Source organism: Paenarthrobacter sp. RAF54_2 (genome assembly GCF_052113945.1).
In the GTDB taxonomy this organism is placed as follows: domain Bacteria; phylum Actinomycetota; class Actinomycetes; order Actinomycetales; family Micrococcaceae; genus Arthrobacter.
Genome location: NZ_JBFRDV010000008.1, coordinates 229,063 through 254,111 on the forward strand (window position 1 = coordinate 229,063; position 25,049 = coordinate 254,111).

21 protein-coding genes are annotated in these 25,049 nt (G+C 62.1%); 12 read left to right on the forward strand and 9 right to left on the reverse strand.

Going from position 1 to position 25,049, the window contains the following annotated elements:
* The first annotated feature begins 103 nt into the window (after window positions 1-103).
* Window positions 104-3,565, forward strand: a complete 3,462-nt coding sequence (locus tag AB4Y87_RS10725; RefSeq protein ID WP_442004324.1) for a bifunctional proline dehydrogenase/L-glutamate gamma-semialdehyde dehydrogenase — start codon at window positions 104-106, stop codon at window positions 3,563-3,565.
* A gap of 81 nt (window positions 3,566-3,646) precedes the next feature.
* Here the strand turns inward: AB4Y87_RS10725 and AB4Y87_RS10730 are convergent, their stop codons facing one another.
* The 6 genes from AB4Y87_RS10730 to AB4Y87_RS10755 all read right to left on the reverse strand — a co-directional run bounded on the left by AB4Y87_RS10730 (window position 3,647) and on the right by AB4Y87_RS10755 (window position 10,342).
* The gene (locus tag AB4Y87_RS10730) at window positions 3,647-4,768 is read right to left on the reverse strand and encodes an ABC transporter ATP-binding protein (protein ID WP_442004325.1); all 1,122 of its coding nucleotides are present in this window, start codon (window positions 4,766-4,768) and stop codon (window positions 3,647-3,649) included.
* 7 nt (window positions 4,769-4,775) lie between these two features.
* Window positions 4,776-5,603 carry an ABC transporter permease gene (locus tag AB4Y87_RS10735; protein ID WP_442004326.1) on the reverse strand — a complete coding sequence of 276 codons (828 nt, stop codon included), beginning with the start codon at window positions 5,601-5,603 and terminating at the stop codon, window positions 4,776-4,778.
* Complete coding sequence (locus AB4Y87_RS10740; RefSeq protein WP_442004327.1) at window positions 5,590-6,477, reverse strand: ABC transporter permease subunit; 888 nt, start codon at window positions 6,475-6,477, stop codon at window positions 5,590-5,592. The genes AB4Y87_RS10735 and AB4Y87_RS10740 overlap by 14 nt, the downstream gene beginning before the upstream one ends.
* A 1-nt stretch (window position 6,478) precedes the next feature.
* The gene (locus tag AB4Y87_RS10745; protein ID WP_442004328.1) at window positions 6,479-7,573 is read right to left on the reverse strand and encodes an extracellular solute-binding protein; all 1,095 of its coding nucleotides are present in this window, start codon (window positions 7,571-7,573) and stop codon (window positions 6,479-6,481) included.
* A gap of 318 nt (window positions 7,574-7,891) precedes the next feature.
* Window positions 7,892-8,812, reverse strand: coding sequence for an oxygenase MpaB family protein (locus AB4Y87_RS10750; protein WP_442004329.1), 921 nt, complete (start codon window positions 8,810-8,812; stop codon window positions 7,892-7,894).
* A 90-nt stretch (window positions 8,813-8,902) separates the two neighbouring features.
* A complete protein-coding gene (locus tag AB4Y87_RS10755; protein ID WP_442004330.1) occupies window positions 8,903-10,342 on the reverse strand; it encodes an MFS transporter in 1,440 nt (479 codons plus the stop codon).
* Between the two features lie 96 nt (window positions 10,343-10,438).
* Between AB4Y87_RS10755 and AB4Y87_RS10760 the strand changes: the two genes are divergently transcribed.
* The 4 genes from AB4Y87_RS10760 to AB4Y87_RS10775 all read left to right on the forward strand — a co-directional run bounded on the left by AB4Y87_RS10760 (window position 10,439) and on the right by AB4Y87_RS10775 (window position 14,292).
* Window positions 10,439-10,816: a MarR family transcriptional regulator gene (locus AB4Y87_RS10760; protein ID WP_442004331.1), complete on the forward strand. Its 378-nt coding sequence runs from the start codon at window positions 10,439-10,441 to the stop codon at window positions 10,814-10,816.
* A 197-nt stretch (window positions 10,817-11,013) separates the two neighbouring features.
* Window positions 11,014-12,585 (forward strand): M23 family metallopeptidase, encoded by a 1,572-nt coding sequence (locus AB4Y87_RS10765; RefSeq protein WP_442004332.1) that lies wholly within the window; start codon window positions 11,014-11,016, stop codon window positions 12,583-12,585.
* Window positions 12,586-12,684: 99 nt separating this feature from the next.
* A complete protein-coding gene (locus AB4Y87_RS10770; protein ID WP_442004333.1) occupies window positions 12,685-13,167 on the forward strand; it encodes a glutathione peroxidase in 483 nt (160 codons plus the stop codon).
* A gap of 141 nt (window positions 13,168-13,308) precedes the next feature.
* On the forward strand, window positions 13,309-14,292 hold the full coding sequence (locus AB4Y87_RS10775) for a phosphodiesterase (protein ID WP_442004334.1): 984 nt from the start codon (window positions 13,309-13,311) through the stop codon (window positions 14,290-14,292).
* On the opposite strand, the gene AB4Y87_RS10780 is transcribed toward AB4Y87_RS10775, so the two are convergent.
* Window positions 14,270-15,799, reverse strand: coding sequence for a stealth family protein (locus AB4Y87_RS10780; RefSeq protein ID WP_442004349.1), 1,530 nt, complete (start codon window positions 15,797-15,799; stop codon window positions 14,270-14,272). The two genes, AB4Y87_RS10775 and AB4Y87_RS10780, sit on opposite strands and share 23 nt — an antisense overlap.
* Before the next feature lie 122 nt (window positions 15,800-15,921).
* Window positions 15,922-16,842, reverse strand: a complete 921-nt coding sequence (locus AB4Y87_RS10785) for a hypothetical protein (RefSeq protein WP_442004335.1) — start codon at window positions 16,840-16,842, stop codon at window positions 15,922-15,924.
* A gap of 137 nt (window positions 16,843-16,979) precedes the next feature.
* Between AB4Y87_RS10785 and AB4Y87_RS10790 the strand changes: the two genes are divergently transcribed.
* Both AB4Y87_RS10790 and AB4Y87_RS10795 read left to right on the forward strand, forming a co-directional pair.
* The gene (locus AB4Y87_RS10790) at window positions 16,980-17,279 is read left to right on the forward strand and encodes a type II toxin-antitoxin system VapB family antitoxin (RefSeq protein ID WP_021471645.1); all 300 of its coding nucleotides are present in this window, start codon (window positions 16,980-16,982) and stop codon (window positions 17,277-17,279) included.
* Window positions 17,272-17,946, forward strand: coding sequence for a LytR C-terminal domain-containing protein (locus AB4Y87_RS10795; RefSeq protein WP_442004336.1), 675 nt, complete (start codon window positions 17,272-17,274; stop codon window positions 17,944-17,946). Before AB4Y87_RS10790 ends, AB4Y87_RS10795 begins: the two co-directional genes overlap by 8 nt.
* Before the next feature lie 115 nt (window positions 17,947-18,061).
* Here the strand turns inward: AB4Y87_RS10795 and AB4Y87_RS10800 are convergent, their stop codons facing one another.
* Window positions 18,062-18,748, reverse strand: coding sequence for a TetR/AcrR family transcriptional regulator (locus AB4Y87_RS10800; protein WP_442004337.1), 687 nt, complete (start codon window positions 18,746-18,748; stop codon window positions 18,062-18,064).
* A 160-nt stretch (window positions 18,749-18,908) separates the two neighbouring features.
* Between AB4Y87_RS10800 and AB4Y87_RS10805 the strand changes: the two genes are divergently transcribed.
* The 5 genes from AB4Y87_RS10805 to arfA all read left to right on the forward strand — a co-directional run bounded on the left by AB4Y87_RS10805 (window position 18,909) and on the right by arfA (window position 24,894).
* On the forward strand, window positions 18,909-19,907 hold the full coding sequence (locus AB4Y87_RS10805; protein WP_442004338.1) for a LacI family DNA-binding transcriptional regulator: 999 nt from the start codon (window positions 18,909-18,911) through the stop codon (window positions 19,905-19,907).
* A gap of 181 nt (window positions 19,908-20,088) precedes the next feature.
* Entirely contained in the window at window positions 20,089-21,423 is a 1,335-nt protein-coding gene (locus AB4Y87_RS10810; protein WP_442004339.1) for an extracellular solute-binding protein, read from the forward strand.
* Window positions 21,424-21,459: 36 nt separating this feature from the next.
* On the forward strand, window positions 21,460-22,404 hold the full coding sequence (locus AB4Y87_RS10815; RefSeq protein ID WP_442004340.1) for a carbohydrate ABC transporter permease: 945 nt from the start codon (window positions 21,460-21,462) through the stop codon (window positions 22,402-22,404).
* A gap of 2 nt (window positions 22,405-22,406) precedes the next feature.
* Window positions 22,407-23,306, forward strand: coding sequence for a carbohydrate ABC transporter permease (locus tag AB4Y87_RS10820; RefSeq protein WP_442004341.1), 900 nt, complete (start codon window positions 22,407-22,409; stop codon window positions 23,304-23,306).
* A 49-nt stretch (window positions 23,307-23,355) separates the two neighbouring features.
* Window positions 23,356-24,894 (forward strand): arabinosylfuranosidase ArfA, encoded by a 1,539-nt coding sequence (gene arfA, locus AB4Y87_RS10825; protein ID WP_442004342.1) that lies wholly within the window; start codon window positions 23,356-23,358, stop codon window positions 24,892-24,894.
* Window positions 24,895-25,049: the final 155 nt, after the last annotated feature.

Consider the following 25,049-nt stretch of genomic DNA (forward strand, 5'->3'; position numbering starts at 1 on the left):
GATGGGTAATGAATATTCGTCAGAAAAGATCGCTTTTCCTAACGTGATTGTAGATCCATACTGATGGAAACAAACAAACTTCTCCGTCCCAAAAGGAGCCCCCATGACCAGCACCCTCCCGGTTGCCGCCGCCCCGCGCACCCAGGATTCCGGGCAGTTCGATGCACTGGCACAGGAAGCCATCGCGTTGGTCCGCCACTGGCTTACCGAAGCCAGCAAAATTCCTGTGGACGTGTCCGCCCAGCGCCTCGCTGGCGTCTTGAAGGACCCGAATGGCCTTGACTTCACGGTCGGATTCGTCGACGGCGTCATCCGCCCTGAGGATCTGTCGGTCGCCGGCCGCAAGCTCGCCGAGCTGGCCCCGAAGGTGCCCAAGTTCCTCCCCTGGTACATGCGCAGCGCTGTCCGTGTAGGTGGCGTGATGGCTCCGATCCTCCCGCAAGTGGTCATTCCGATCGCTCGCCGCGTGCTCCGCGAGATGGTGGGCCACCTGATTGTGGACGCCACGGATGCCAAGCTGGGTCCGGCCATCGCGAAGATCCGCCAGGACGGCGTGCACCTCAACGTAAATCTCCTAGGCGAGGCTGTCCTCGGTGAGCACGAAGCCCAGCGCCGCCTGGATGGCACGCTCAAGCTCCTGGCACGCGATGACGTTGACTACGTCTCCATCAAGGAATCCTCCACCGTGGCGCCGCACTCCCCGTGGGCCTTCGACGAAGCCGTCGATCACGTGGTGGAGAAGCTCACTCCGCTGTACCGCCTGGCCGCGTCTTTCCCCAAGCCCAAGTTCATCAACCTGGACATGGAGGAGTACAAGGACCTCAGCATGACCATTGCCGTGTTCAAGCGGATCCTGGACATGCCGGAGTTCAAGAACCTCGAGGCCGGTATCGTGCTCCAGGCGTACCTCCCGGATGCGCTCGGTGCCATGCACGAACTGCAGGAGTGGGCCGCTGCCCGCCGCGCACAGGGCGGTGCACCCATCAAGGTCCGCGTCGTCAAAGGCGCCAACCTGCCCATGGAACAGGTAGAAGCTTCCCTGCACGATTGGCCGCTGGCGACGTGGGGCAGCAAGCAGGACTCGGACACCAGCTACAAGAACGTCATCAACTACGCCCTCACCCCGGAGCACATCGACGCCGTCCGCATTGGCGTCGCGGGACACAACCTCTTCGATGTTGCCTTCGCGTGGCTGCTCGCCAAGCAGCGCGGCGTTACCAAGGGCATCGAATTTGAGATGCTCCTGGGCATGGCAACCGGCCAGGCCACGGCTGTCCGCAAGGACGTCGGCAGCCTCCTGCTCTACACACCGGTGGTCCACCCGGGCGAGTTCGACGTCGCCATCGCGTACCTGATCCGCCGGCTCGAAGAGGGTGCCAGCCAGGAAAACTTCATGTCGGCGGTCTTCGAGCTCAGTGAAAACGAAGCCCTGTTCAAGCGTGAGCAGCAGCGCTTCCTGAACTCCCTGGCCGGCATGACGGACAAGGTTCCGGGCCCCAACCGCAAGCAGGACCGCCGCTTGCCATCCGAACCGGCCCCGCTTGAGGGCTTCCGCAACACCCCAGACACAGATCCGGCGCTCCCGGCAAACCGCGCCTGGGGCCGCGACATCCTCAAGCGCATCCCCGGTTCCACTGCCGGCAACAAAATCGTGGAATCCACCAAGGTCTCCGACGCCACCGAACTGGATCGCATCATCGCCACCGCCGTGGATCACGGCAAGGCCTGGGGCGCCCGCCCGGCAGCCGAACGCGCAGCAATCCTGCACCGCGCCGGCGACGTCCTCGAAGCCCGCCGCGCAGAGCTCCTGGAGGTCATGGCCTCCGAAACCGGCAAGACCATTGACCAAGGCGACCCCGAGGTCAGCGAAGCAATCGACTTCGCGCACTACTACGCCGAGCGCGCCAAGGACCTGGAAACGGTCGACGGCGCCACGTTCGTCCCAGCCAACCTCACCGTCGTGACCCCGCCGTGGAACTTCCCGGTGGCGATCCCCGCAGGCTCGACCCTGGCAGCGCTCGCCTCAGGTTCCGCCGTCGTGATTAAGCCCGCAAAGCAGGCCCGCCGCTCCGGTTCCGTCATGGTGGATGCGCTCTGGGAAGCCGGTGTGCCGCGTGAAGTCCTGGCGCTCGTGCAGCTTGAAGAGCGGGAACTCGGCACCCAGCTGGTCTCGCACCCGAGCGTTGACCGCGTCATCCTCACCGGTGGCTACGAAACCGCTGAGCTGTTCCGCTCGTTCCGCCAGGACCTGCCGCTGCTCGCGGAAACGTCCGGCAAGAACGCCATCATCGTGACCCCGAGCGCGGACCTGGACCTGGCCGCGAAGGACGTCGTGTACTCGGCCTTCGGCCATGCCGGCCAGAAGTGCTCGGCCGCGTCGCTGGTGATCCTGGTGGGCTCGGTCGCGAAGAGTGCCCGTTTCCACAACCAGCTGATCGACGCGGCCCGCTCGCTGACCGTCGGCTACCCGGAGAATGCCACCACGCAGATGGGCCCGATCATCGAACCGGCCAACGGCAAACTCCTTAATGCCCTCACCACGCTGGGCGACGGCGAAACCTGGGCCATCAAGCCTGAGCGCCTGGACGAGTCAGGCCGCCTGTGGTCCCCGGGCATCCGTTCGGGCGTCAAGCGTGGCTCGTACTTCCACCTCACCGAGTTCTTCGGCCCGGTCCTTGGTGTGATGACTGCTGAGACCCTCGAGGAAGCCATCGCCATCCAGAACGAGATCGAGTACGGCCTCACGGCCGGCCTGCACTCCCTGGACTCCGCTGAAATGGGCGTCTGGTTGGACACTATCCAAGCCGGAAACCTGTACGTGAACCGCGGCATCACCGGCGCGATCGTCCAGCGCCAGCCGTTCGGTGGCTGGAAGAAGTCGGCCGTTGGCGCTGGAACCAAGGCCGGCGGACCGAACTACCTCATTGGTCTGGGCAGCTGGCTCCCCGCCGAAGCCAAGGCCAAGCGTGGCATGGTGCTTCAGGGTGCGGCAGCCCAGGTGCTTGCAGCTGCAAAGTCCGCTGACGTGACGGCCGGGGAGCTCCAGACCCTCCAGCAGTCACTCTTCAGCGACGCCGCCGCCTGGGAATCCGAATTCGGCAGTCACAAGGACGTCTCGGCGCTCTCGGCAGAGCGCAACGTGTTCCGCTACCGCCCGATCCCGGTCACGGTCCGCCTCTCCGAAGGTGAGCGGCTCGCTGAGCTGCTCCGCGTAGTAGCAGCCGGCGCAGTGGCGGGCTCGGCCGTCAAGGTGAGCTCCGCCGTCGTGCTTGAAGATGCTGTGGTGAATGTGTTCGCGAACCTGGGCGTCAGCGTCCGGGTCGAGGATGACGCCGCGTGGCTGGCTCGTGCAGCAAAGTTCGACGCCGGCCGGATCCGCCTGATTGGTGGCGACTTTGCCGCGCTGAGCGCAGCCATGGGTGGCCGCCCGGATGTTGCCGTCTACCACGGTGACGTGACGCAGGCCGGCCGCATCGAGATGCTGCCGTTCCTCCGTGAGCAGGCCGTGTCCATTACGGCGCACCGCTTCGGTACCCCGAACCACCTCTCGGACCACCTGATCTAAGGCCCCCAACAGCCCGAGCTGAACAAACAGCCGGGCAGGACATCGATAACGACGTCCTGCCCGGCTGTCTTCGTTGGCGCCTTAGGACTCCAAGACCAACAACTGTGCCTTGTCCGGGTCCCAGCCAACCCAAAGGGTGTCGCTCGCTGAGCGGGTGCCCGCCTCTGAACTCATCTCCCGCAGCATCAATTCGTGACCTCCCGCAGTGAGCCGGTGCCGGAGTGTGGCGCCAAGGTTGGTGGAGGACGTAATAACAGCTCCGCACCCCCCACCTGCAGGAGGCGTTGAACTGAGCTTGAGGTGCTCCGGGCGAATCGATACCGCGTAGTCCGCACCCATAGCGCCCTGGTCCCTCACGCGTGCCACTCCCAATCCACCCAAATCCACGGTGGCCTCCTTGCCGTTGCGCTCCAGCACCGTGCATGGAATCAGGTTGGTGTCGCCAAGGAAGCCGGCGACCCAGTCGGTAAGGGGGTGGTTGTAGACCTCTTCCGGCGGTCCTGATTGGACAATCCGGCCGTCTTTCATCACCACGATCCTGTCCGACATCGCCATTGCTTCTTCCTGATCGTGGGTGACGAACAGCACGGAGATGCCCAGGCTCTTCTGAAGGGTCTTGATCTCCTCCTGCATCTGTTCGCGGAGCCTCTTGTCCAGCGCTGCCATGGGCTCATCCAGGAGAAGCGCCGCAGGGTTGAACACGAGGGCCCGGGCGAGCGCAACGCGCTGCTGCTGGCCTCCGGAGAGCTGCCGCGGCTTGCGGTCACCCAACGCGCCGAGCCCCACACGCTTCAGTGCTTCGTTGGCCCGCTTGCGCCGTTCCACCGCCGGCGCCTTTCTCATGCGGAGCGCGAATTCCACGTTTTCGAGGGCGGTCATGTGCGGAAAGAGGGCGTAATTCTGGAAGACGACGCCCAGGTTCCGTTCCCGTGGGGGCAGCGTGTCTACTGGCTGCCCGTCAATCAGGACGGAGCCGGAGGTATGTTCTTCGAACCCGGCCACCATCATCATGGTGGTGGTTTTGCCCGATCCGCTGGGTCCCAGGAGAGTGACAAATTCGCCGGGCTGGACAGTGAGGTCCAACTGGTCGACGGCGACGAACTCAGCGTAGCTTTTGCGGACCTGCCTGAGCTCGAGAAGACCCTTCGATTGCGTGGCTGCCTCTGGAGGGGTGGTGGTGGAAGTCATTGATGCGGTCATCATTGTTCCTTTAGGTTTGGGCGGACACTGCCAGAGGCATCATCCGGGAGGTCGATCGGCGCTTGAGGACGAACATGACTTGGAGGAGCAGCCCAATGGTGGCCACGGTGACCAACAGCGCGGAGGAGACCGCGATCTTGGGAGTCAGGTTGAACTGGATGTCCGTGAACATCTTCACTGGCAAGGTGGTGGCACTGGGCGACTGCATGAACAGGGACATCACGGTTTCATCGATGGATACCGAGAAGGCGAATAGCGCTCCGGAGACCAGGCCCGGGAGGATAACGGGGAGATACACATGCCGGAACACGGACAGCGTGCCCGCTCCGAGGCTCTGGGCCGATCTCACCAAGGCGGGGTTGAGCCCGGCAAGGCTGGCACGCGTTGTGAGGTACACATAGGGCGTAGCGATGACGGCGTGCGCCAAGCCGATGGGAATGATGCTGCCCACCATGCCAACGGAGATGAAGAACTGATAGAAGGCAAGGGCAAGCACCACGGTGGGCACGATCATCGGGGCCAGTATTAACCCCATCACCGCGGACTTCCCCGGAAAGGTCCGGCCATGAAGTGCGATGGCCGCGGTCGAACCAACGACGACGCCGATCACCACGGCAATGCCCGCTGACTGAAGGCTGGCGCCCAATGCGGAAGTCCATGCGGCGTCGGCGAAGAAGCCGGCCACCGCAGCGAAGGACAAGCCTTCCGGCGGAAACGTGATGTAGCGGCTGTCATTGAGGGCTACGGGAACCACAATGAGGGTAGGAATCACCAGGAAGAGGAAGACTGGCAGCGAAAGCAAGGGAATCAGGCGGTGTTGTGGATTAGTTGTCTTCATGCTGGCCTCCGGCCTTGAGGACCCGCTGGTAGGCGGCAACCAGGACACTGACCAAGGCTGTAAGGATCACGGCAAGGGCTGCGGCGCCTGGGAAGTCGGTCAACTGTCGGGCGTAATAGTCGATCTGGTTGGCGATCATCATGTCGCCTGGCCCACCCATGACCACGGGGGTGATGAAGAACCCGGTGCTCATGATGAAGACCAGGAGCCCGGCGGCCGAGACGCCCGGAGCGCTGAGCGGGAGGGTGATGTGACGGAACACGGATCCTTCCCTGGCGCCGAGTGATCGTGCCGCCAATCCGAGGCGCTCGTCGATGGACATCAGTGAAGAAAAGATCGGGAAGACCGCGTAAGGCAGCAGGCAGTGAACCATGCCGACGATGACGGCGAAGCGGTTATGGAGCAACTCGATGGGCGCATCGGTCAGGCCAATGCCCTGCAGGAAGGCATTGATGATGCCGTTGTCCTGCAGCAGAACCGCCCACGCGAAGTTCTTCACCAGGATGCCGGTCCAGAACGGCAGCAACACGACGGCGAAGAGGACTACCCGCAAAATGTTCCCGGCACGCCAGAGGACAAGGGCAATGACATAGCCAAGTCCAACGGTAACCAGGGTGGATGCCAGGCTGATGGTAAGGGTGTTCGCCAGCGAACGCAGTACCAGGGGATCCTCGAGCACGCGCTGATAGGCGTTGCCGGAAAAGCTTGAGCCAACCAACTTCCCGAGAGGGGTGAGGAAGAGTACGACGTCGAAAGCAAGAACAGGCGCCAGGAGCAGCCACCACCCGCTTCTTCGCCGGCGCGGCTTCGCGTGATCCGGCGTCGGAGTCCCGCGGCCTCTCGCCTGGCTTCTTTCAGAAGTTACGACGCTCATGTCAGCTGGCCTGCCACAGCTTGAATTGCTGCTCGGTCTTCTTCAGGTTCTGGGACCACCATTTGTCATCCCGAATGAGGATTTTGTCTGCCAGCAGCGGACTGGTGGGCAGTGTGTCCGCCTCTTCCTTAGGCAGCTTGGACAGCGCGGGCGTGTTCGCCAGGGTCAAGTTGGTGACCGTGTCGAAGGCAGCTCCGGCTTCTGCGTCGTTGGACATGAAGTTCATCAGCTTGAAAGCGGCTTCCTTGTTCTTTGCCCCCTTGGGGACCACAAAATAGTCGCCGGCCAGGACCGCGTTCTCGGCGGAGAAGTTCAGTTTCGCTCCGTCCTTGCGGGCAGCGTTGACCCGATTGTTGAAGCTCGTTGACAGGGCCACCTCGCCTGACGTGAGCTGCTGGATGGGCTCCTGATTGGCCGAGTGATAAAGGAGACGATCTTTTCCGGGATGGTGGCCCAGGACCCGCAGCGCCCGGTCAACATCAAGGGGGTAGATCTTGTCGAACGGCACACCGTCAGCCAGAAGGGCTGCTTCAAGGACGGAGCTATCGGATAACTGGTTGTATACGGAGCGCTTTCCGCTGAACTTGTCCTGGTCGAAGAATTGCGCCCAATCCTTGGGTGCCTGCACATCCGGAATGGCGTTCTGGTCCCATGCCATGACGAAAAGGAAGCTTAGGTACTTGATGCCGTACTCGGCCTTGGCATAGCCGGGAAGACCCTTGTCGCTGATGATGTCGTAGTCGAACTTTTCCAGCAGTCCTTCGGCAACGGCCGTTTCGTACTCCGGTGCTGTGATTTCCACCAGGTCCCACTGCACATCGCCGGATTGCACCTGCGCTTTGAGGGATGCCAGGCTCGTATTGGCCAGAAGAGTCGGCTGGATACCTGTCTGTTTCGCAAAGGGATCCAGGATGGTCTGGGTCAACTGGTCGTTGTAGGAACCACCGTAGGAAGTGACTGTGACGGTCTTGTTGGCAGCGGCACTTTCGGCCGGCTTGGAGCTGCAGCCGGATAGTGCCAATCCGGCAAACGGCGCCAGTGCCGCTGCCTTGAGGATTTGCCTGCGGTCAAAAGCGGCTGAACGGAAATCTGTCATGGCTCGTATTGCCTCTCATGTACGCCAACGTCCAGGCTCGCTTCAAGGAGACGAGCCATGGGGGAGACGGGCGTGTGCTGGGGGTTACATCGTGAAGAAGGCTCCCGAAGCTTGAGGACGGCGGGTTGCGCGCGCCCTTCATCAAAGCATTCGAAAGCTGGGTAGACCGGCCGCTATTCGACCATTTGGGGTGCCGTAACTGTAACTGTGAGGTTGCTCACTAGTCAACGCCTGTAGTGCATTAAGAAACAATTGGTTCAAAAAAAGAAGCCCGCACCTGTGTGCGGGCTTCCTTTGGGCTTCTTTCGAGACTGGGCCTTAAACCGCATATCCCAGCCTCTGCAGCCGCCGTCGCGCTGCGAGTTCGCTGGGACCATGTGAGCCCAGGGCCAGCCTGACCATGCCCAGAACAATGCGGGCGGTGGTGATGGCAGGCAGGGGGATCGGACCCAGGCGGGCAGGTCGCAGACCGAGCATGTCCCGATACTTGGGTTCAAGGCTTGCGACGGCGGCAGCGAACAGGATCCGGTAGCCCGGCTGAAGGAGTGGGCTCAGGGGTGGGCGGCGTATGAAGGCAATGGTTTCTGCCAGCCGCTCATCCGAGCGCAAGATCCCGGAGACGTACCACGCTTCCAGTTCCTGGCGCACCTGGGCTTCGGTGAGCGGCGGATCCTCCACGCCCATGAGCCGGCCGGCCTGCGCCCACTCCCGGACGTAGGCATCCGGGCCGCCGGGTATCGGATGGCCCCAGATGCGGTTGGCAGTAAGGAAGGAATCCGCGTAGGTGACATGGACCCAGCGGAGCAGTTCGGGATCATTGGCGGCGTAGGGGCGGTACGCTCCGGTGCCGTCCACGTAGCTTCCCCGGACGTGCTCGTGGATTTTCCGGACACGGTACGTTGCTGCCTCAGCAGCTTCCTTGGAGCCGTACGTGACCGTGAAAATCCAGCGCACGGTACTGGCCAGCCGGCCCAGAGGATCTTCCTTGAAGCCGGAGTGCTCGTAAACACCCGCAAGCGCGCCGGGATGCAGGGACTGCATCAGCAGGACCCTGATTCCGGCCACAATAGTGGCCATGGAGCCATGCACCGCCCAGACGGCCGAGCCGGGAAGGTGATATCCGGCGTCGTTCCCTTCCGCCAGGCGCGGCACCCACTCGGGTGGCGTTCCGGCCGTTCCCGTGAAAGTGCGTTGAAGTTCGTACCTGTACTCGGTGAGGTAATTCCTCATGCATCCCATGAGACCGCTCTTCGCGGAACCTGTACAGAGCAATTTGTGTACAGCTCCTGCCCTGCGGAGGCGGTCGAAAGGGCAGGAGCCGTACACGCACTAGGAGCGGATGCGGCGCCTTGACGGTGCTGCTGCCACCAGCAGGGCCGCGATGGCGACGGCGGCACTGAGGATGAGGCCCGGGCGGTACTGTTCCAGCATGGCCTGGGCGCTGACGGTTCCAGCCGCCTTTCCGTGTCCGCTCACCAAAGCGGTGGTGACTGCCAGGACCAGTGCTGCCCCCACTTGGGTGCTGGTTTGGATCAAACCGGCAGCCAGGCCTTGCTCAGAGTCCTTGATGCCTGTGGTGGCCTGAACGTTGATGGACGGGAAGGCCAGAGCGAATCCGATGCCCAGCAGGATCACCGAGGGCAGGATGTCCAAGGCGTAGTTGGGCGTGGTGCCCACCCGGAGGAACAGGACGTAGCCCAAGCCAAGTGCCGTGAGGCCCGTGAGGATCAGCTGTGTGGCACCGAACTTCTCGATCAGCCGGTCAGCAAAAGGTGCACTCGTGGCCACCAGCAATCCGGCGGGCAGCAGGGCCAAAGCCATGCCCAAAGGCGTCCAACCGAGTACCGACTGCAAGAACATGGTGACGATGAACTGGAAACTCAGGTAGGAACCGAAAAGCCCCACTGCACTGAGGTTGGCCCGGGCCACCCAGCCTTCCTTGAGGATGCCGAAGCGGATCAGCGGGTGCTTGACCTTGTTCTCGATCACCGCGAAGGCCGCAAGGACCGCCGCAGATACTGCGAATCCGGCGATAGTTGCCGCAGATCCCCAGCCCTGCTCCGGCGCTGAAACCAGCGTATAGACGAGGCCGAGCATGCCCAGCGCGAGCGTCACGGCACCCCAGATGTCATGCCCGCTGTTTTCTGCGGACGGCTTGTCTTTAGGAATGAACTTCATGCCCAGCAGGACAACGGCCACGGCGATCGGCACGGACACCAGGAACGTCCACCGCCAGCTCAGGCTGGTCATCAGTCCACCGACCACAAGGCCCAATGAGAAGCCGCTGGCGCCGAACGTGGTGAAGATGGAGAGGGCCTTGTTGCGCTCGCGGCCCTCGGCGAAGTTAGTGGTGATGATCGAGAAACCTGTTGGCGCGGTGAACGCTGCCGCGAGGCCCTTAACGAACCGGGTGGCGATCAGGATGGCGGGATCATCCACGAGGCCACCGAGGAGTGAGGCTGCGGCGAACACCGCCAAGGCGATGAGGAATATGCGACGGCGGCCCAGAAGGTCCGCGAGTCGGCCGCCCAGGAGCAGGAGGCTTCCGTAACCCAGGACGTAGGCGGAGACGATCCACTGGAGGGAATCGGTTCCGAGGTTGAGTTCATGTCCGATGGAAGGCAGGGCCACGCCAACCATGGAAACATCCAGCCCGTCCAGGGCGAGGACGGTGCAGACAACCATCAGCAACAGCCACTGGGCGCGCGTCCAACGTACGGCTGCAACCACGGTCTCGGCGGATCTTTGAAGGGTGGTGGGTGATGTCATGCCACCAAGCTATATGACGCGTCATTGAATGACAAGGAATATGACGCAGAATATTATGACGTGGATTCTAATGGCGGAATGGACTAGAATCGGGGCATGGCAACGACGCGTGACCGCCAGCTCGTTGAGCAGTGGCGAAGCATTCAGGACTCCTACTTCCGCACCGCAGGAGCCATTGACCGCGCCTTGGAGGCCAAGTTCGATATCGGCTTGAACGAGTTCGAAATCCTGGACCTCGTGGCCGAAAGCACTGACGCCGCTTGCCGCATGAAGTCTTTGGGGGAGCGCACCCCCATGACCCAAAGCGCCGTGTCCAAGGTTGTGGACAGGCTGGAAAAAGCAGGGCTGGTCTCTCGCCAAACGTGCGCCGATGATCGTCGCTCCCTGTTTCTTGAACTCACAGAAGCCGGCCGCGCCTTGCACGAATCCGCCGCGGTGGAACACCGTGCACTGCTCAAGGAAAACCTCGGCTAAGGCGTCCTCCCCGAATCTCAAGATCCCTTGAGCAAAAACTGAGGAAACCCTGCGCTTCACTGGGGCCGGAAAGCCTTTATTTTCATTTTGATTCCCGCAACAATGGTGCTTGCACGCCAGGCTGGGGTTTGGTGCCGCTGGCTTTGGGGAGTGTTCTTGTGGGCAAGCATAGTGAATCTTACCGATATGTAGACTTGGTGCGCACCGACGTTTTTCGTCGCATGCTCATCGCCGGAATCCTGGCAGCCGTAGCCTTTTTCGCTTTTGGTTTCCAACCCCTGAATTCCGTCTCTACCGGCTCCGTGGATGGTTCTGTGGCGCAAGGCGTTGTTGGACCTTTCTCGCTTGGCAGCCTAGTGCCGCCAGAAGCCGAAACAACAGTGATCGACACCATGCCTGAGCCGCCGGCCCAAGAGGCTGGCACGCCCACGGTCTACTTCGACCGCGCACTCGTCCGGACAGTGGCCAAGGACGGATCGTCCGGCCTGACGGTCGCTTCGTCAGGCTTGTCGCGTCCACCAACCGGCAGCCTTTACGCGCCGCTGGAAGTCCTCAACCCGAGTTCTCCGTACGGCTACCGCTACAGTCCGCTGACCGGACTTCCCGGCGAGTTCCACTGGGGCCAGGATTACGCCGCAGCCTGCGGTACACGCGTCTACGCCGCCGACGCCGGAGTGGTCAAGGCCGTCGGTTGGCACCTTTGGGGTGGCGGCAACCGTGTTGAGATTGAACACGGCAATGGCCTTGTCACCACGTACAACCACCTGCAAGCGATTGGTGTGACGCTGGGCCAGTCCGTGCGCGTCGGAGAAGTCATCGCCCAAGTAGGGACCACCGGATGGTCCACTGGCTGCCACCTGCACTTTGAGACGATCGTGAACGGCCTGCACACCAACCCCAACGGCTGGATCTACCTGCCCCTCCGGCAGATCGATCCCCTGCAGAACATCACCATGGTGAACTACCAGCCTGGAGTTGGAACAGGCGTCTCTGCCTCGCCGCAGTGGGCCGTGCCAGTGTCAGATAGCAGCAACCGGGCCGTCATAGGTGGCGACCACGAAGAGAGCGTTGCTCCGCCGGTGATCACACAGCCGGGCACCTCGGGCACGACGCCGCCTGTCACGCAGGCACCACCCGCCACTTCGGGCACTACACCGCCGCCTACGCAAACCGTCACACCGACTCCGACGGCCACGGCAACGCCAACCCCGACAGGGACGGCAACGCCTACGCCAACGGCTACAGCGACACCGACCGCGACGGCAACGCCAAGCCCGACGGCGACTTCCACACCGACGCCCACCACAACGATGCCTGTCACGACGACGCCTGGCACGACAACACCTGGCACAACTACTACTGTGCCCAGCACGTCGCCGGTGGTTCCCAGCACCGCCACCCCGCCCGCCGTCGTCGAGCCCGTGGCGCCGGTTGCTCCCGCAGCGCCCGTGAATCCGGCCCCTGCTCCAGTAGCCCCTGCGCCCGCACCGGTGGCTGTTACACCAGCCCCCGTGGTAGTTGCGCCAGCGCCGGTAGTTGTAGCACCGGCGCCCGTGGTGGCTGCTCCCGCCCCGGCCGTGGTCACTCAAACCGTGGCGCCCGTGGCTCCCGTGCCGGCGGCCCCCGTGCCCAGCCCCGCGGCAGTGCTTCCGTCAACGCCTCCGGCAGTGGTTCTTCCGCCTGGATACATCCTCATTGGCCCGGACAAGGTCCAGCGGCCGGACGGCGTGATCGTGCCGTTGTCTTCGCTCATCCTTCCCGCGTCATAAGCCAGGGAGCGTAGGTACCCCTAGGTTTCATGGCTGCGGCAGCTCCCGTAAGCTCGATGGCGGCAATCCCGCCAGACGACGTCGTCAGGAAGCGATCACATGAGAACCCTGTACAGCATTCCCCTCACCTTCAACGATGGCTCTGAAGCAGACTTCGGACGCTTTGAAGGGAAAGCGGTGCTGGTGGTGAACGTGGCCTCCGAATGCGGCTTCACGCGCCAGTACGCGGGCCTTGAAGAACTCTACGGAAAGTACCGCGAGGACGGCCTGGAAGTACTTGGCGTCCCCTGCAACCAGTTCGGCGGCCAGGAGCCCGGCGCCGACGAGGAAATCGCGGAGTTCTGCGAACGCAACTTTGGCGTCTCCTTCCCGCTCACCAGCAAGGCCAACGTCCTGGGCAAAGAGCAGCATCCGTTGTTTGCCGAACTGACCCGGGATGAGTCCGGGCAGCCGGTCAAGGTCAAGTGGAACTTTGAGAAGTTCGTCATAAACCGTGACGGCGAGCTGGTTGCACGGTTCCCCTCAACGGTTGAACCTGACGCGCAGGAACTGGTTGACGCCGTTGAAAAGGCTTTGTCATAAGAGTCCTCGAATTCGAAAAGGAGAAAGAAATTTTCCAACATTCCGCCGGCAGTTGGCCTCTTGTTGGCTTGTTGTCTGGTTGGATTGGAAGTACTGGAATGACACGGGAGACGCCGTCTCCCACCAAACGCTAAGGCAGCTATGGAGCTCATCGAGGCCGAGTACCCCAAACCAGGTCATGTGCTTTTGCACTTGAGCGATCTTCACTTGGTGGCCGGTCCAGACACACTTCATGGTTCTGTTGACAGCGCTGCCAGGCTCCAGGAGATCTGCGATCAGATCATTGCCTCCAGGATCAAGCCAGAGGCCATCATCTTCACCGGAGACCTTGCGGACAAGGGCGAGTTCCGAGCCTACAAACGTCTCCGCGAAATGATTGAGCCTGTATGCGATGCGCTCGGAGCGAAGGCCATCTGGGCCATGGGCAACCACGACAACCGCGCGAACTTCCGTTCCGCCTTCCTGGATGCCTCCGTAGCGAGCCGGCCGCAGGATCCTGTGGACCGCAGCTACTTCGTCAACGGGCTTCGGATCATCACCCTGGACACCACGGTCCCCGGACACCACCATGGCGAGTTGTCCGAATCCCAGCTTCAGTGGCTGGCTGAAGAGTTGGCCACTCCCGCCCCGGACGGCACCATACTTGCCCTTCACCATCCGCCGGTCCCGTGCGTCCAGGACCTGGCCGTGTTGGTGGAGTTGCGCGGCCAGGCCGCCCTGGCCGCCGTCGTCCGTAACACAGACGTCCGCACCATCCTGGGTGGCCACCTGCACWACTCGACGACGGCGAGCTTCGCCGGCATCCCGGTATCGGTCGCCTCAGCTACCTGCTATACCCAGGACCTGGGGGTGCGTGCCGGCGGACAGCGCGGACGTGACGGAGCGCAGTCGTACAACATGATCCACGTCTACGAGCACACGATCGTGCATTCCGTGGTTCCGATGTCCGGTGGCGTCACAGTTGGCGAGCCCTTGGATGCAGCCGAGGTTCAGCGGCGGCTGGGGGCGGCCGGCATCCGCATTCCGCACGAGTCCCGGGTGGGGGCCCACACGTCGCCGGGCACGCACACCTCCTCGCTTCCGCTTGTTTCTCCCGGTGGCTTTACTTCTCCCAAGGTGCCTTGACCGGGAAGTACTTCTCCAGGAAGTCGGTCACCAAGTCTGCTCGTTCATTCGCCTCGACTTCGGGGAAACTGCCGTCATTCAGGCAGAAGAAGTCCATGTGGCGCTTTGCGAGCAGCTTGGGCAGGTAGTGCAGTCCGGCCCACATGGTGGAGTCCACATACCTGACCTTGGCGCTGGTCTGCGTAACGGCGTGGCCGGTGAGCAGTGCGTAGTAGTGGTAGAACGAGTTGGTCACTGAAATGTTGTCGGCGGCCCGGAACCGGCTGCCGGCTGTCTTCGCGAACTCGGCGGGAAATTCCTTCTCCATCTGGGCCACCACGCTCCGGCGCAGGGGAGCGGCCGTGTGTTCCAGGTGCCTGGTGGTGATCCGTCCGAAGCGTTCCCACAGCAGCTTGCGGTTGACGCGCGCAGCGTTCTCGAAGCCGCTCCGTTCGGCGTCGTTCTCTCCCAGGCCAATACGGGTGTCAGCCTCGATGAACTTGGTGATTCCTCCGGGCGTGAAGAACATGTCAGGGCCAACGGGACGGCCGAAGAACATGTCGTCGTTGGAGTAGAGGAAGTGCTCGGACAATCCCTCGATATGGTGCAGCTGGCACTCCACGGCTTGCGAGTTGTGGGTGGGCAACACTGACGGATCGGCGAAGAACTCTTCGCTGCGCACGATCGTCACCGAGGGGTGGTCGGCCAACCACGCCGGGGCCGGCGAATCGGTGGCGATGAAGATCCTGCGGATCCACGGTGCAAACATGTGTACCGAGCGCAGTGCATACTTCAGCTCGTTGATCTGCCGGAAGCGTGCCTCATGGTCGTCGCCCTCGCCGAGGACAGCCCCAGCCTGCTGGGCGCGCCTCCTGGCGATGTATTCGGGGTCGCTGCCATCCACCCACGAGAAGACGATGTCGATGTCGAAGTCGATGTCGCTTGCATGGTCAGCGAACATGTTCTCGATGGTCGGCCAGGTGAGGCCGTGGCGCTGCACGGTACCGCGAACGGCGTCCTGGCGCAGCATGGTGCGCCGGGTCAGGGAATTCTCCACGGGGAGTTCAAGGCGGTCGCCTTCGAACCTCCACAGTTCCAGCTGGACACCAAGGGCAGGGCCATACCAAAGCCCGCCGCCGAGCTCCACCCTGGGCCGGTACAGGCGGAAGATCCGTGCCTTCCGGTTGGCCGAGAGTTCGCCATCTGCCACCAGGACCGAGGTTTTCTTCTTGGCATCGACGGTCATGGAGTAGAACGGCTCATTGCGGAAGGCAGCAACCAGGGCCTCGCGCACGTCCTTGCGCGACTCCCAGTCGACGGCGATGACCGGCCTTTCATCGTTGCCACGCACCAGGATGAAGTCCACGCCGGCTGCGTCCAAGGCAGCGCGGATGGCCAGGAGGTCCGCAACCATGGCCTGTTGGGGCGTGAGGTCGCCGTTAAGGAGGGCGTATCGCCCGCGGTGACGGACGACGTCGGACCTGTGCTTCAGGTGGGCAACGACGGCAGGTGAGACCGCCTCGGCGATCGCATCTTCCTCTACGGTGGGGCTGCCGTGGTAAATCGGATCGACCTGTGCTTGCGTGATGGCTTTTCTCCGTACTGTTGTGAGTCGTTACTGTTGTGAGTCGTTTCTGGGAATGCTGGAGTCTAGATGGCGAGGGCGTCGCGCCAGCTGCGCAGGAAGGCTCCGCCTGCGTCGTCGTGAATGACGTCGTCCGCCAGCTCGAGGTCAGCGGCGGTAAGAATGGTGTAAGGCTTCACCGGAACGCCGTCTGCGGGCCGGACGTCCACGTGCTTCACGTCGTGGTCGTTGTGGTGAAGCCAGTCTGCCATGGCGTAGTCCGTACGGGAATCTCCTACGGTGCGCCAGGAGAGTGGGGTGATTCCCTGGGCGGCCAACAATTCCACTGCCCGGCTGGCGCCAAGGTCCTTGCCCAAGCGGACGGATTCGATGTCCGTGGAAATGATGGTGGGGTCCAGTCGGTAGTCCACGGTGTCATCGGACTCAGGGGCGTGGTGGTCCAGGATGGCTGCGTTCAGGCCGTGGCGGCCCATGATGTTCAGGGCATCGGCGTCGAAGAGTTTTTGCTCGGCCAGGTAATCTTCGCTGGCCACTTCAACGTGCTGCTCAACGGAGACCATGGCACGCTTGGTCTCATCGAAGAACATATGCGCGGAGTAGTCCTCGGCAACGAGCCTGCGGATGTCATCCCCATATGCCTTGGGCACGGCGAGCTCGTGGTCCACGTGGATGGGGCCAGGGCCGGCGGCGGTGTAGCTGAACCACACGGCGCCCTTTTCGCAGATGGCGTGGATGATGGTGTCGGCTGGCATTCCAGCAGCGATCATCGGCCCCATGACCTGTTCGCTGATGAAGGCATCCGAGCGGCCTGTGTTGAAGATGACGGGGATGCCGGCCGAAGCCAGCGCCACGAGGTCTGCGATGATATCCGGCTTGACGTCGCGCGTCACAGGGCTGGCGATGGGGCCGTCGACGTCCAGCAGCAGCGCGAGGGCTGGGGCCGTGTGGGCAGCGGTCCGGTCGGTACCTTGGAGCGATTGAGTCATGCCCCTATTCTGTCAGTCCCCGAGGTGTGCATCACAGCTGTGACGCCAGACGTTCGGATAGTCACCGTTTGGCCACAACCTGCGTGTGCCGGGGGTCACAAGTTCCGTTAGCGCACCAACTTCCATAGGCTTGCAGGGTGATCTTCAAAGCTGTGGGCGAGGGACGCCCGTACCCTGACCATGGATATTCCGCGCCCCGTGACTGGGCTGCCCTTCCACCGCGGCCCGTTCGCCTCGATGAACTTGTGACCACCAAGCGCACCCTTGATCTGGAGGCGTTGCTGGCAGAAGATTCAACGTTTTTTGGGGATTTGTTCCCGCACGTGGTTCAGTACCAGGGCGTGATGTACCTCGAAGATGGGCTGCATCGGGCGGTCCGCACCGCGCTCCACCAGAGGACGGCCATCCACGCACGCGTGCTGGTGATCGATGGCTAGGCAGCGCAAGCGTCCCAAAGATGTGACGCAGTTGCACGGGCACCATGTGGTGACCGGACCGGAGCTTCGTGCCACTTTCGCCGAGGACGCACGTGCCCAACGCAGCCGCTTCCGGCGCCGGGTCTTCCACGCCATCGTTCTTGTCCTGCTGGTTGGTGTCATAGCGGCCGGAGCAATCGGCGCCTGGGCCATCATGAACGGCGTCATCAGGATTCCGACGGCGATCGCCAGCAAGGCGCCCACCAGCCTTTGCCCCACCACCACGTTCGATTACGTGCCGAACGAAACCGTGAATATCAACGTCTTCAACGCCACATCGCGTGCAGGCCTGGCAACTACTGTTGCCGACGAGTTCAAAGCACGGGGGCACAAAGTCCTATCCGTGGACAACAGTGATACTGCCTACTCGGGGATCGGCGTGGTGGTTTCAGGAGTCAAAGGCCAGGCAGCTGCATTCAACATCCAGCGGAATTTGGCAGGAACGGACTACTTCCAGGACAACCGCGAAGACGAATCAGTGGACGTAGTCCTCACTCGGGGCTTTCAGGGCTTGGTGGAACCGCAGCTCGTGGATCAGACTCCCGGCAAGCTCAGCTGTCCGCGTGAGGACCTGAGGATTGCGGATACTTCCCGATGGCCGATCATCCCCACCCGCCCGGCTCAGTAGGGCGGGGCAGTAGGCCGGGACAGTAGGCCGGGCTGACGACGCGTAGGCTGATTTTCGCCACGCAAAGTGGTGGGCGATGCCCTGATTTGGGTGTCGCCGCCCTGTTGCTCTGGCGTTAGCCGGCCAGGGTGTCAGGGACTGCACCATCCACGCGGATGGGCTTACCTGCCTCGTCGAACTGCGCTCCCGCACCTAGCTGGATGAACCGCACCGTTTGCGCTGTCTGGAGCTCGACGTCGGAGGCTGGGGCAGGCGGGGGAGTCTCGCCGTCGGGCGTTCGGTTGCGTCGTGCGGCGCTGGCTGAGAGTGTGCCGTGGATGAGCCGCGCCAACTGGGCGACATCCGTGTCCGGGAGGTAGCCCTGCTGGACGCCTTCAGTCAGGATGTCCTGGAGGAGGACGTTGAGGTCGCCCACATGATCAGCGAGCTTCGCGAACGAAGCCGGGGAAAGGACAGCGGCCATCGCTGGCCCTGGTGGAAGGTGGCGGCGGCTGAGGTCCTCTACCTGGGCGCGGACGTAGAGGGCCAGCCGGTCCACCGGGTTATCAAGAGCTGCAAGCGATTCGCGAAGGTCCACGATGAAGCGCTCGGTTTCATCCAGCGCGTACGCAATGAGCAGTTGCTCCATGTCTGCGTAGTAGTTGTAAACGGCAGTGCGGCCAACACCTGCGTGGCGCGCGACGTCCGTCATGGTGAGGCCGGGCAGGCCATGGGTAAAGAGGAGCTCGCCAAAGGCGGTCAGAATACGGCGTTGGGTCTCGGCGCGTTGGGCAGCATTCGTGGCGGCCGTGATCCTGGGCATATAGACACTTTACAATGATGTGTCACCAAGTCCTGCCAACTGGCGTACACCTGGCGCCCTTGGAGGCCTTCCTCGAGCCATTGCGCATGGGCAAACTCGCGTAACATCGTGGGAACCGGACTCGAACTTCACCCGGACACTAAATTCACAAGGGGGACTGTTGCGGGCAACGGTCAAGGATGTGGCACGCCGCGCGGGAGTGTCGCCGAAAACCGTCTCGAACGTCATGAACGGAATCGTGCCGGTCAGCGCTCCAACGCGGCTCAGGGTTGAGCAGGCAATGCAGGAGCTGGATTACGTTCCCAACCTTTCCGCCCGCGGACTCCGCAACGGCCGCTCCGGTGTCATCGCGTTGGCCTTGCCGGACCTGGCCACCCCGTTCTCCGCTGAGATAGCGCAGAGCATTGTGGAAGTAGCCCACGAGCAAGGCTGGAGCGTCCAGATCGAGGAAACCGGTTCGGACCCGCAGCGCGAGCAGGAGTTGATGACCCGCGCGCGCTCCAACCTCATCGATGGGCTCATTCTCAATCCGGTGGTGCTGGATGAAAGTGCCGTCAAGGTTGGGGTGGCCTTGCCTCCCGTCGTGCTGTTGGGCGAAGTGACCCAGGAGCTTGCGGACCGGGTTTACGTGGATAGTTTCGCAGCTGCCCGGGATATGACGCTTGCCTTGGCCAAATCCGGGCGCCGGCGTATCGCCGTACTGGGCATAAACAAGACCAGGCAGTCTGCCACGTCGATTCAACGCAGACAGGGTTACAAGGCTGCACTCCAGATCCTCGGGATCCCCCTGGATGAATCCCTGCTGATTTCCTGCTCGCCTTGGACGCCTGGAGCTGCAGCCGAATCACTGACCCGCTATCTGGATTCCAACCCGCTGCCGGAGGCTTTGTTCTGCTTCACGGATTCGCTGGCCATTGGTGCCCTCAATACGCTGTGGAAGAGGGGCGTCCGCATCCCTGATGATATTGCGGTGGCCGGTTTCGACGACGTCATGGATGGACGCTACGCCGTTCCCTCGCTGACCACCGTATCTTTCGACAAGCGGACCATCGCCACCGAAGCACTGCGCCTGCTCACTGAGCGCATGGCGGACAGGGGCCACGGACAACGCGTCGTCACGGTGGACTACACCATTGTAGAGCGGGACAGCACGGGCTAAGCGGCCTTTGAAATTTAAGTGTGCGCGCTAACAATTTCTCTTGCCTCAGATATTACAACGATGTAATGTGAGAGCCGCGTCACCCCCGGGCCACCCTTTTACCCGGCAGTGGAGATGCACCGAAGCCGGATTTGCGCAGCAGTTGTGTCCTTTTCAGCGGACCCTTCCAAAGGAGTGACGGGTGAAGCAGTTTGAATCTTTGACCGGGAAACAGTTGTCCCGGAGACAGTTATTGACGGGATCGGCCCTCCTCGGAGGCGGGCTTCTGGCCACCAGCCTCACAGGCTGTGGAGGTGCGGCCCAAGCCACCGGCGTCAGGGAGATCAACTTCTGGCATCTCTTGTCCGGCGGCGACGGTACCAAAATGCAAGCGATGATCGCCAATGCCAATCAAGCCAATCCCGGCTTCAAGGTGCACCCCACCGTGTTGGCCTGGGGCCCGCCATATTACACCAAGCTGGCCATGGCATCTGCCGGGGGACGACCTCCTGAGGTAGCCATCATGCATGCCAGCCGGGTTCCGGGGTATGCCCCGGGCGGCCTCATAGAGCCATGGGATCTGGGGCTGCTCGCGGAGAATGGCATCACGCCGGAGAACTTCGCGCCGCGCATCTGGGAAAAGGGCCAGCAAGATGGGAAGGTTTTCTCCATCGCGCTGGACTCTCACCCGTTCATCATGTTCTACAACACGGACGTCGCCGGTAAAGCCGGGCTCCTGGAAAGTAATGGCCAGTTGCAGGAGGTCAGTTCGCCCGTTGAGTTCAAGGCCATGGCACTGGAGATGCAAAAGATCACCAAGGCCCACGGATTGTCCTTTGGTTACCTGAACCTGGGCTCGCAGATGTGGCGACTGTTCTACACGCTCTACAAGCAGCACGGAGCGGAAATTGTCCTCACGCCCGGCCGGAAGATGGAGGCGGATAGGGACGCTGCCATCGAATCGCTGGAGTTCATGGCCTCGCTCTTCGACGACACCATCGCGGCCAAGAGCGGCGACATCAACACCGGTATCGCAGAATTCGTCCGTGGCGATTCGGGAATGCTCTTCAGTGGAGGCTGGGAACTGCCCACCATGAAGAAAGCAAAGTTGCCGGTTGACGCCGCCACCATCCCCACTCTTTATGGGACACCGGCCTCCTACGCCGACTCGCATTCCTTCGTCCTCCCGCGGCAGCTCGCGGTAGACGAAGAGAAACGGAAGGATGCGTACAAGTTCGTCAGTGACGTTCTGAAGGGTTCGCTGTTGTGGGCCGAGGCCGGCCATATCCCGGCGTACCAGCCGGTGGTTCAATCGCCGGACTACGGGAAGCTCACGCCGCAGATCCACTACGCCAACGCGGCGGACATCATCGCCTACGATCCCGAATCCTGGTTCAGCGGCTCGGGATCGGACTGGCAGACCTACTTTGCCGAGCACATCCAGAACGTGCTTCTGGGGCGCGACAAAGCAAGCACAGGGTGGGATGGCTTCGTGGCCCGCACCAACGACCTTCTATCCCGGCCCAACCCGGTCTGACCGGTACCAGCGCACCGAGCGACAAAGGAGTCCTTCATGAGTTCCTCTACACTGTCCCGGCAGACCAGCCAACCACGGACAACACCCAGCCCAGGCAAGGCCGGGCTATCTCTGCGAAGAAGCAGGGACAACCTGAACGGATGGGCCTTCGCAACCCCGTTCCTGGTGTTCTTCCTCGTCTTCCTCGTTTGGCCCATTCTGTACGGCTTCTACATGAGTCTCACGGGCAAATCCCTGACAGGCGCCAACGACAGCCTTATCGGCTTTGCAAACTACGCTGAAGCCTTTGCCGATGCCGGCATGTGGCGTTCATTGGGCAACACCCTGTACTTCACAGTCATCAGCACTGTCCCACTGGTGCTGGTTGCCTTGGTGATGGCGGCGCTCCTGAATATCGGCCTTCCAGCCCAGTGGCTATGGCGGCTTTCCTACTTTGCACCGTTCCTGTTGGCTTCCACCGTTGTCTCGTTGTTCTTCGTCTGGATGTACAACCCGCAACTGGGTTTGATCAACGATTTCCTGTCAAAGTTCGGAATACCAAAAGTCGGGTGGCTGAACGATCCCAATGTGGCCATGTGGTCAATCGTGATCGCGACACTCTGGTGGACGGTGGGCTTCAATTTCCTTCTCTACCTGGCGGCAATGCAGAACATCCCCGTCCAGCACTATGAGGCAGCGTCACTGGATGGTGCCGGCCCTTGGCGGCAATTCTTCTCCATCACTCTGCCGCAGCTCACGCCCACCACCGTAATGATCGTGTTGCTCCAGATCCTGGCTTCCCTGAAGGTCTTTGACCAGATTTACCAGATGACAGCCGGGGGTCCGGGCGGATCTACCCGTCCCGTGGTCCAGTACATCTTCGAAACCGGGTTCACCGGATACCGGCTGGGGTATTCCGCAGCTATCTCCTACATTTTCTTCGGGCTGATTGTGCTGGTTTCCGCGCTGCAGTTCGTCATCACCCGCCGCAGGAGCGCATAGCCATGGCAACCCCTACCCTCACCCGTTCGACCCCAGCCGCGCCCATCACCGCCCTGAAGATCCGCCAGCCGCGCAAGAAGCTGACCGTCGGCAGGGTCGCAGCAGTCGTCGTCGCCGCTTTGATCGCTGTTCTATGGCTGATCCCATTTGCCTGGGCAACGGTTACTGCGTTCAAGTCCGAAGCGGATGCGTCAGCGTCTAAGGTCAGCTGGTTTCCGCCGTCGGGCTTTACCTTCGATGCCTTCGTCAATGTGTTCCAAGCCGGGAACATCCCGCTCTGGACGTGGAACTCGCTCTACACCTCCGCGGCCATCACGGTAATCACACTGGTGATCTCGGCTCTCATGGCTTACGCACTCTCCAGGATCGAGTTCAAAGGCAAGAAGGTCCTGATGATCGTGATCATCGCAGCCATCATTGTCCCGCCACCTGTGCTGATGATTCCGCTCTTTTACCAAATGCTCGCGTTCAAAATGATCGATACCTCATGGGCCATCATCCTGCCGCAGGTGATTCACCCCGCCATGGTGTTTGTCCTCAAAAAGTTCTTCGACCAGATCCCGCATGAGCTTGAAGAAGCGGCAGTAATGGACGGTGCCAGTCGCCTCCGGATCTTCCTGCAGATCATCCTGCCGTTGTCCCGGCCCATCCTGGCCGCCGTCGCGATCTTCGTGTTCATCGGTGCGTGGAACAACTTCCTGTGGCCCTTCATCTCCACCAACGACGACTCCCTGCTGACCCTCCCCGTAGGTCTGCAAACCATCAAGAGTGCTTACGGAGTCCAGTACGCACAGAACATGGCGTCCGCCTTGTTGGCAGCTTTGCCGCTCATCGTCGTCTTCCTGTTCTTCCAACGCCAGATCATCAAGGGCGTCGCGACGACGGGACTCGCCGGAACCTGATCCGGCACCTTCGCCTACCAACTGTTTGAGAACACAACCAAGGAGATACATGTCCCGCGCACGCATCACCCTCGATCGCGATTTCACCATCGGCGAGGTACCCCGACGCCTCTTCGGCTCCTTTGTGGAGCACATGGGCCGCTGTGTGTACAGCGGTATCTACGAACCCGGACACCCTGAGGCCGACGAGAACGGCTTCCGCCAGGACGTCCTGAAGCTGGTCAAGGAACTTGGCGCCACTGTTATCCGGTACCCCGGCGGCAACTTCGTCTCCGGCTATAACTGGGAGGACGGGATCGGCCCCCGCGAAACCAGGCCCCGCCGCCTGGACGGTGCCTGGCACACGGTGGAAACGAATGCTTTCGGCCTGCACGAGTTCGTGGATTGGTCCAAGCAGGCCGGTACGGAAATCATGGAAGCCATCAACCTGGGCACCAGGGGAGTGGATGCTGCCCGCGAGATCGTGGAGTACGCCAACCACCCCGGCGGCAGCTACTGGTCCGATCTCCGCGCCAAGAACGGCCACAAGGACCCGTTCGATATCAAGCTGTGGTGCCTCGGCAACGAGATGGATGGGCCGTGGCAGATCGGCCACAAGACCGCCGACGAATACGGGCGCCTAGCCCAGGAAGCGGCCAAGGCCATGCGCTTCGTGGACCCAGACATTGAGCTTGTTGCATGCGGCAGTTCCAACTCCCGGATGCCGACGTTCGGCGCTTGGGAGCAGACCGTCCTGACACACACCTACGACGAGGTGGATTACGTTTCCCTCCATGCCTACTACTACGAGCACGAAGGTGACGTCGGCAGCTTCCTGGCATCCGCCGTCGACACCGACTACTTCATCGAGTCAGTGATCGCCACCGCGGACGCCGTTCGCGCCAAGGGCAAGCACAAGAAACACATCAACCTGTCCTTCGACGAATGGAACGTCTGGTACCAGCGCGGCCTGGACACTGAGGACCAGCCTCACAACGTGATCAAGGCGGGCTGGCGCGAGCACCCGCGCATCATCGAGGACAAGTACAACGTGACGGATGCCGTGGTGGTGGGCACCCTGCTCAACTCGCTGCTCCGCCATGGCGACCGCGTCAAGATCGCCAACCAGGCGCAACTGGTCAACGTCATCGCGCCCATCCTGTCGGAAGAGAACGGACCGGCCTGGAAGCAGACCATTTTCCACCCGTTCGCCCGGATGGCTGAGCTCGCCAAGGGCCAGATCCTGCGGCTTTCGGTGGACTCGGACAAGTACTCGAACAACCGCTTCGGGGACACTGACCTTGTAGATGTCAGCGCCACGTGGAACGAGGAAACGGGCCGGCTGGCCCTGTTCTTCGCGAACCGCGGGCTGGAAGAAGCTGCCGACGTCGAGGTTGCCCTGCGCGGCTTCGACGCCCGCCAGGTGCTCCGCGCCGAAGTCCTGGAGATCCCCGAGGGCGGCGACAGGTTCACCACCAACACCCAGGACCAGCAGGGCCGCGTCGGTCTGAAGCCGCTGGAAGGCGTCAAGGCGACTGGTTCGGAGCTTCGGCTGACGCTGCCCGCATTGTCCTGGGCCGTCGTCGAGCTTGATGTTGTGAAGGCCTAGCGTCGCCCTTTAAAAGCAACGCGGGGATCCTTCTATGGTTGTCAAGTGTGGCAAGGGCCGGGGTTTGGGGCGTTGAGGGTTCGGTAGATCCGCCGGGCGAGGTAGCGTTTCACGCACCGGCGGATCTCCTTTGTGGTTCGTCCCTCGGCTTGGCG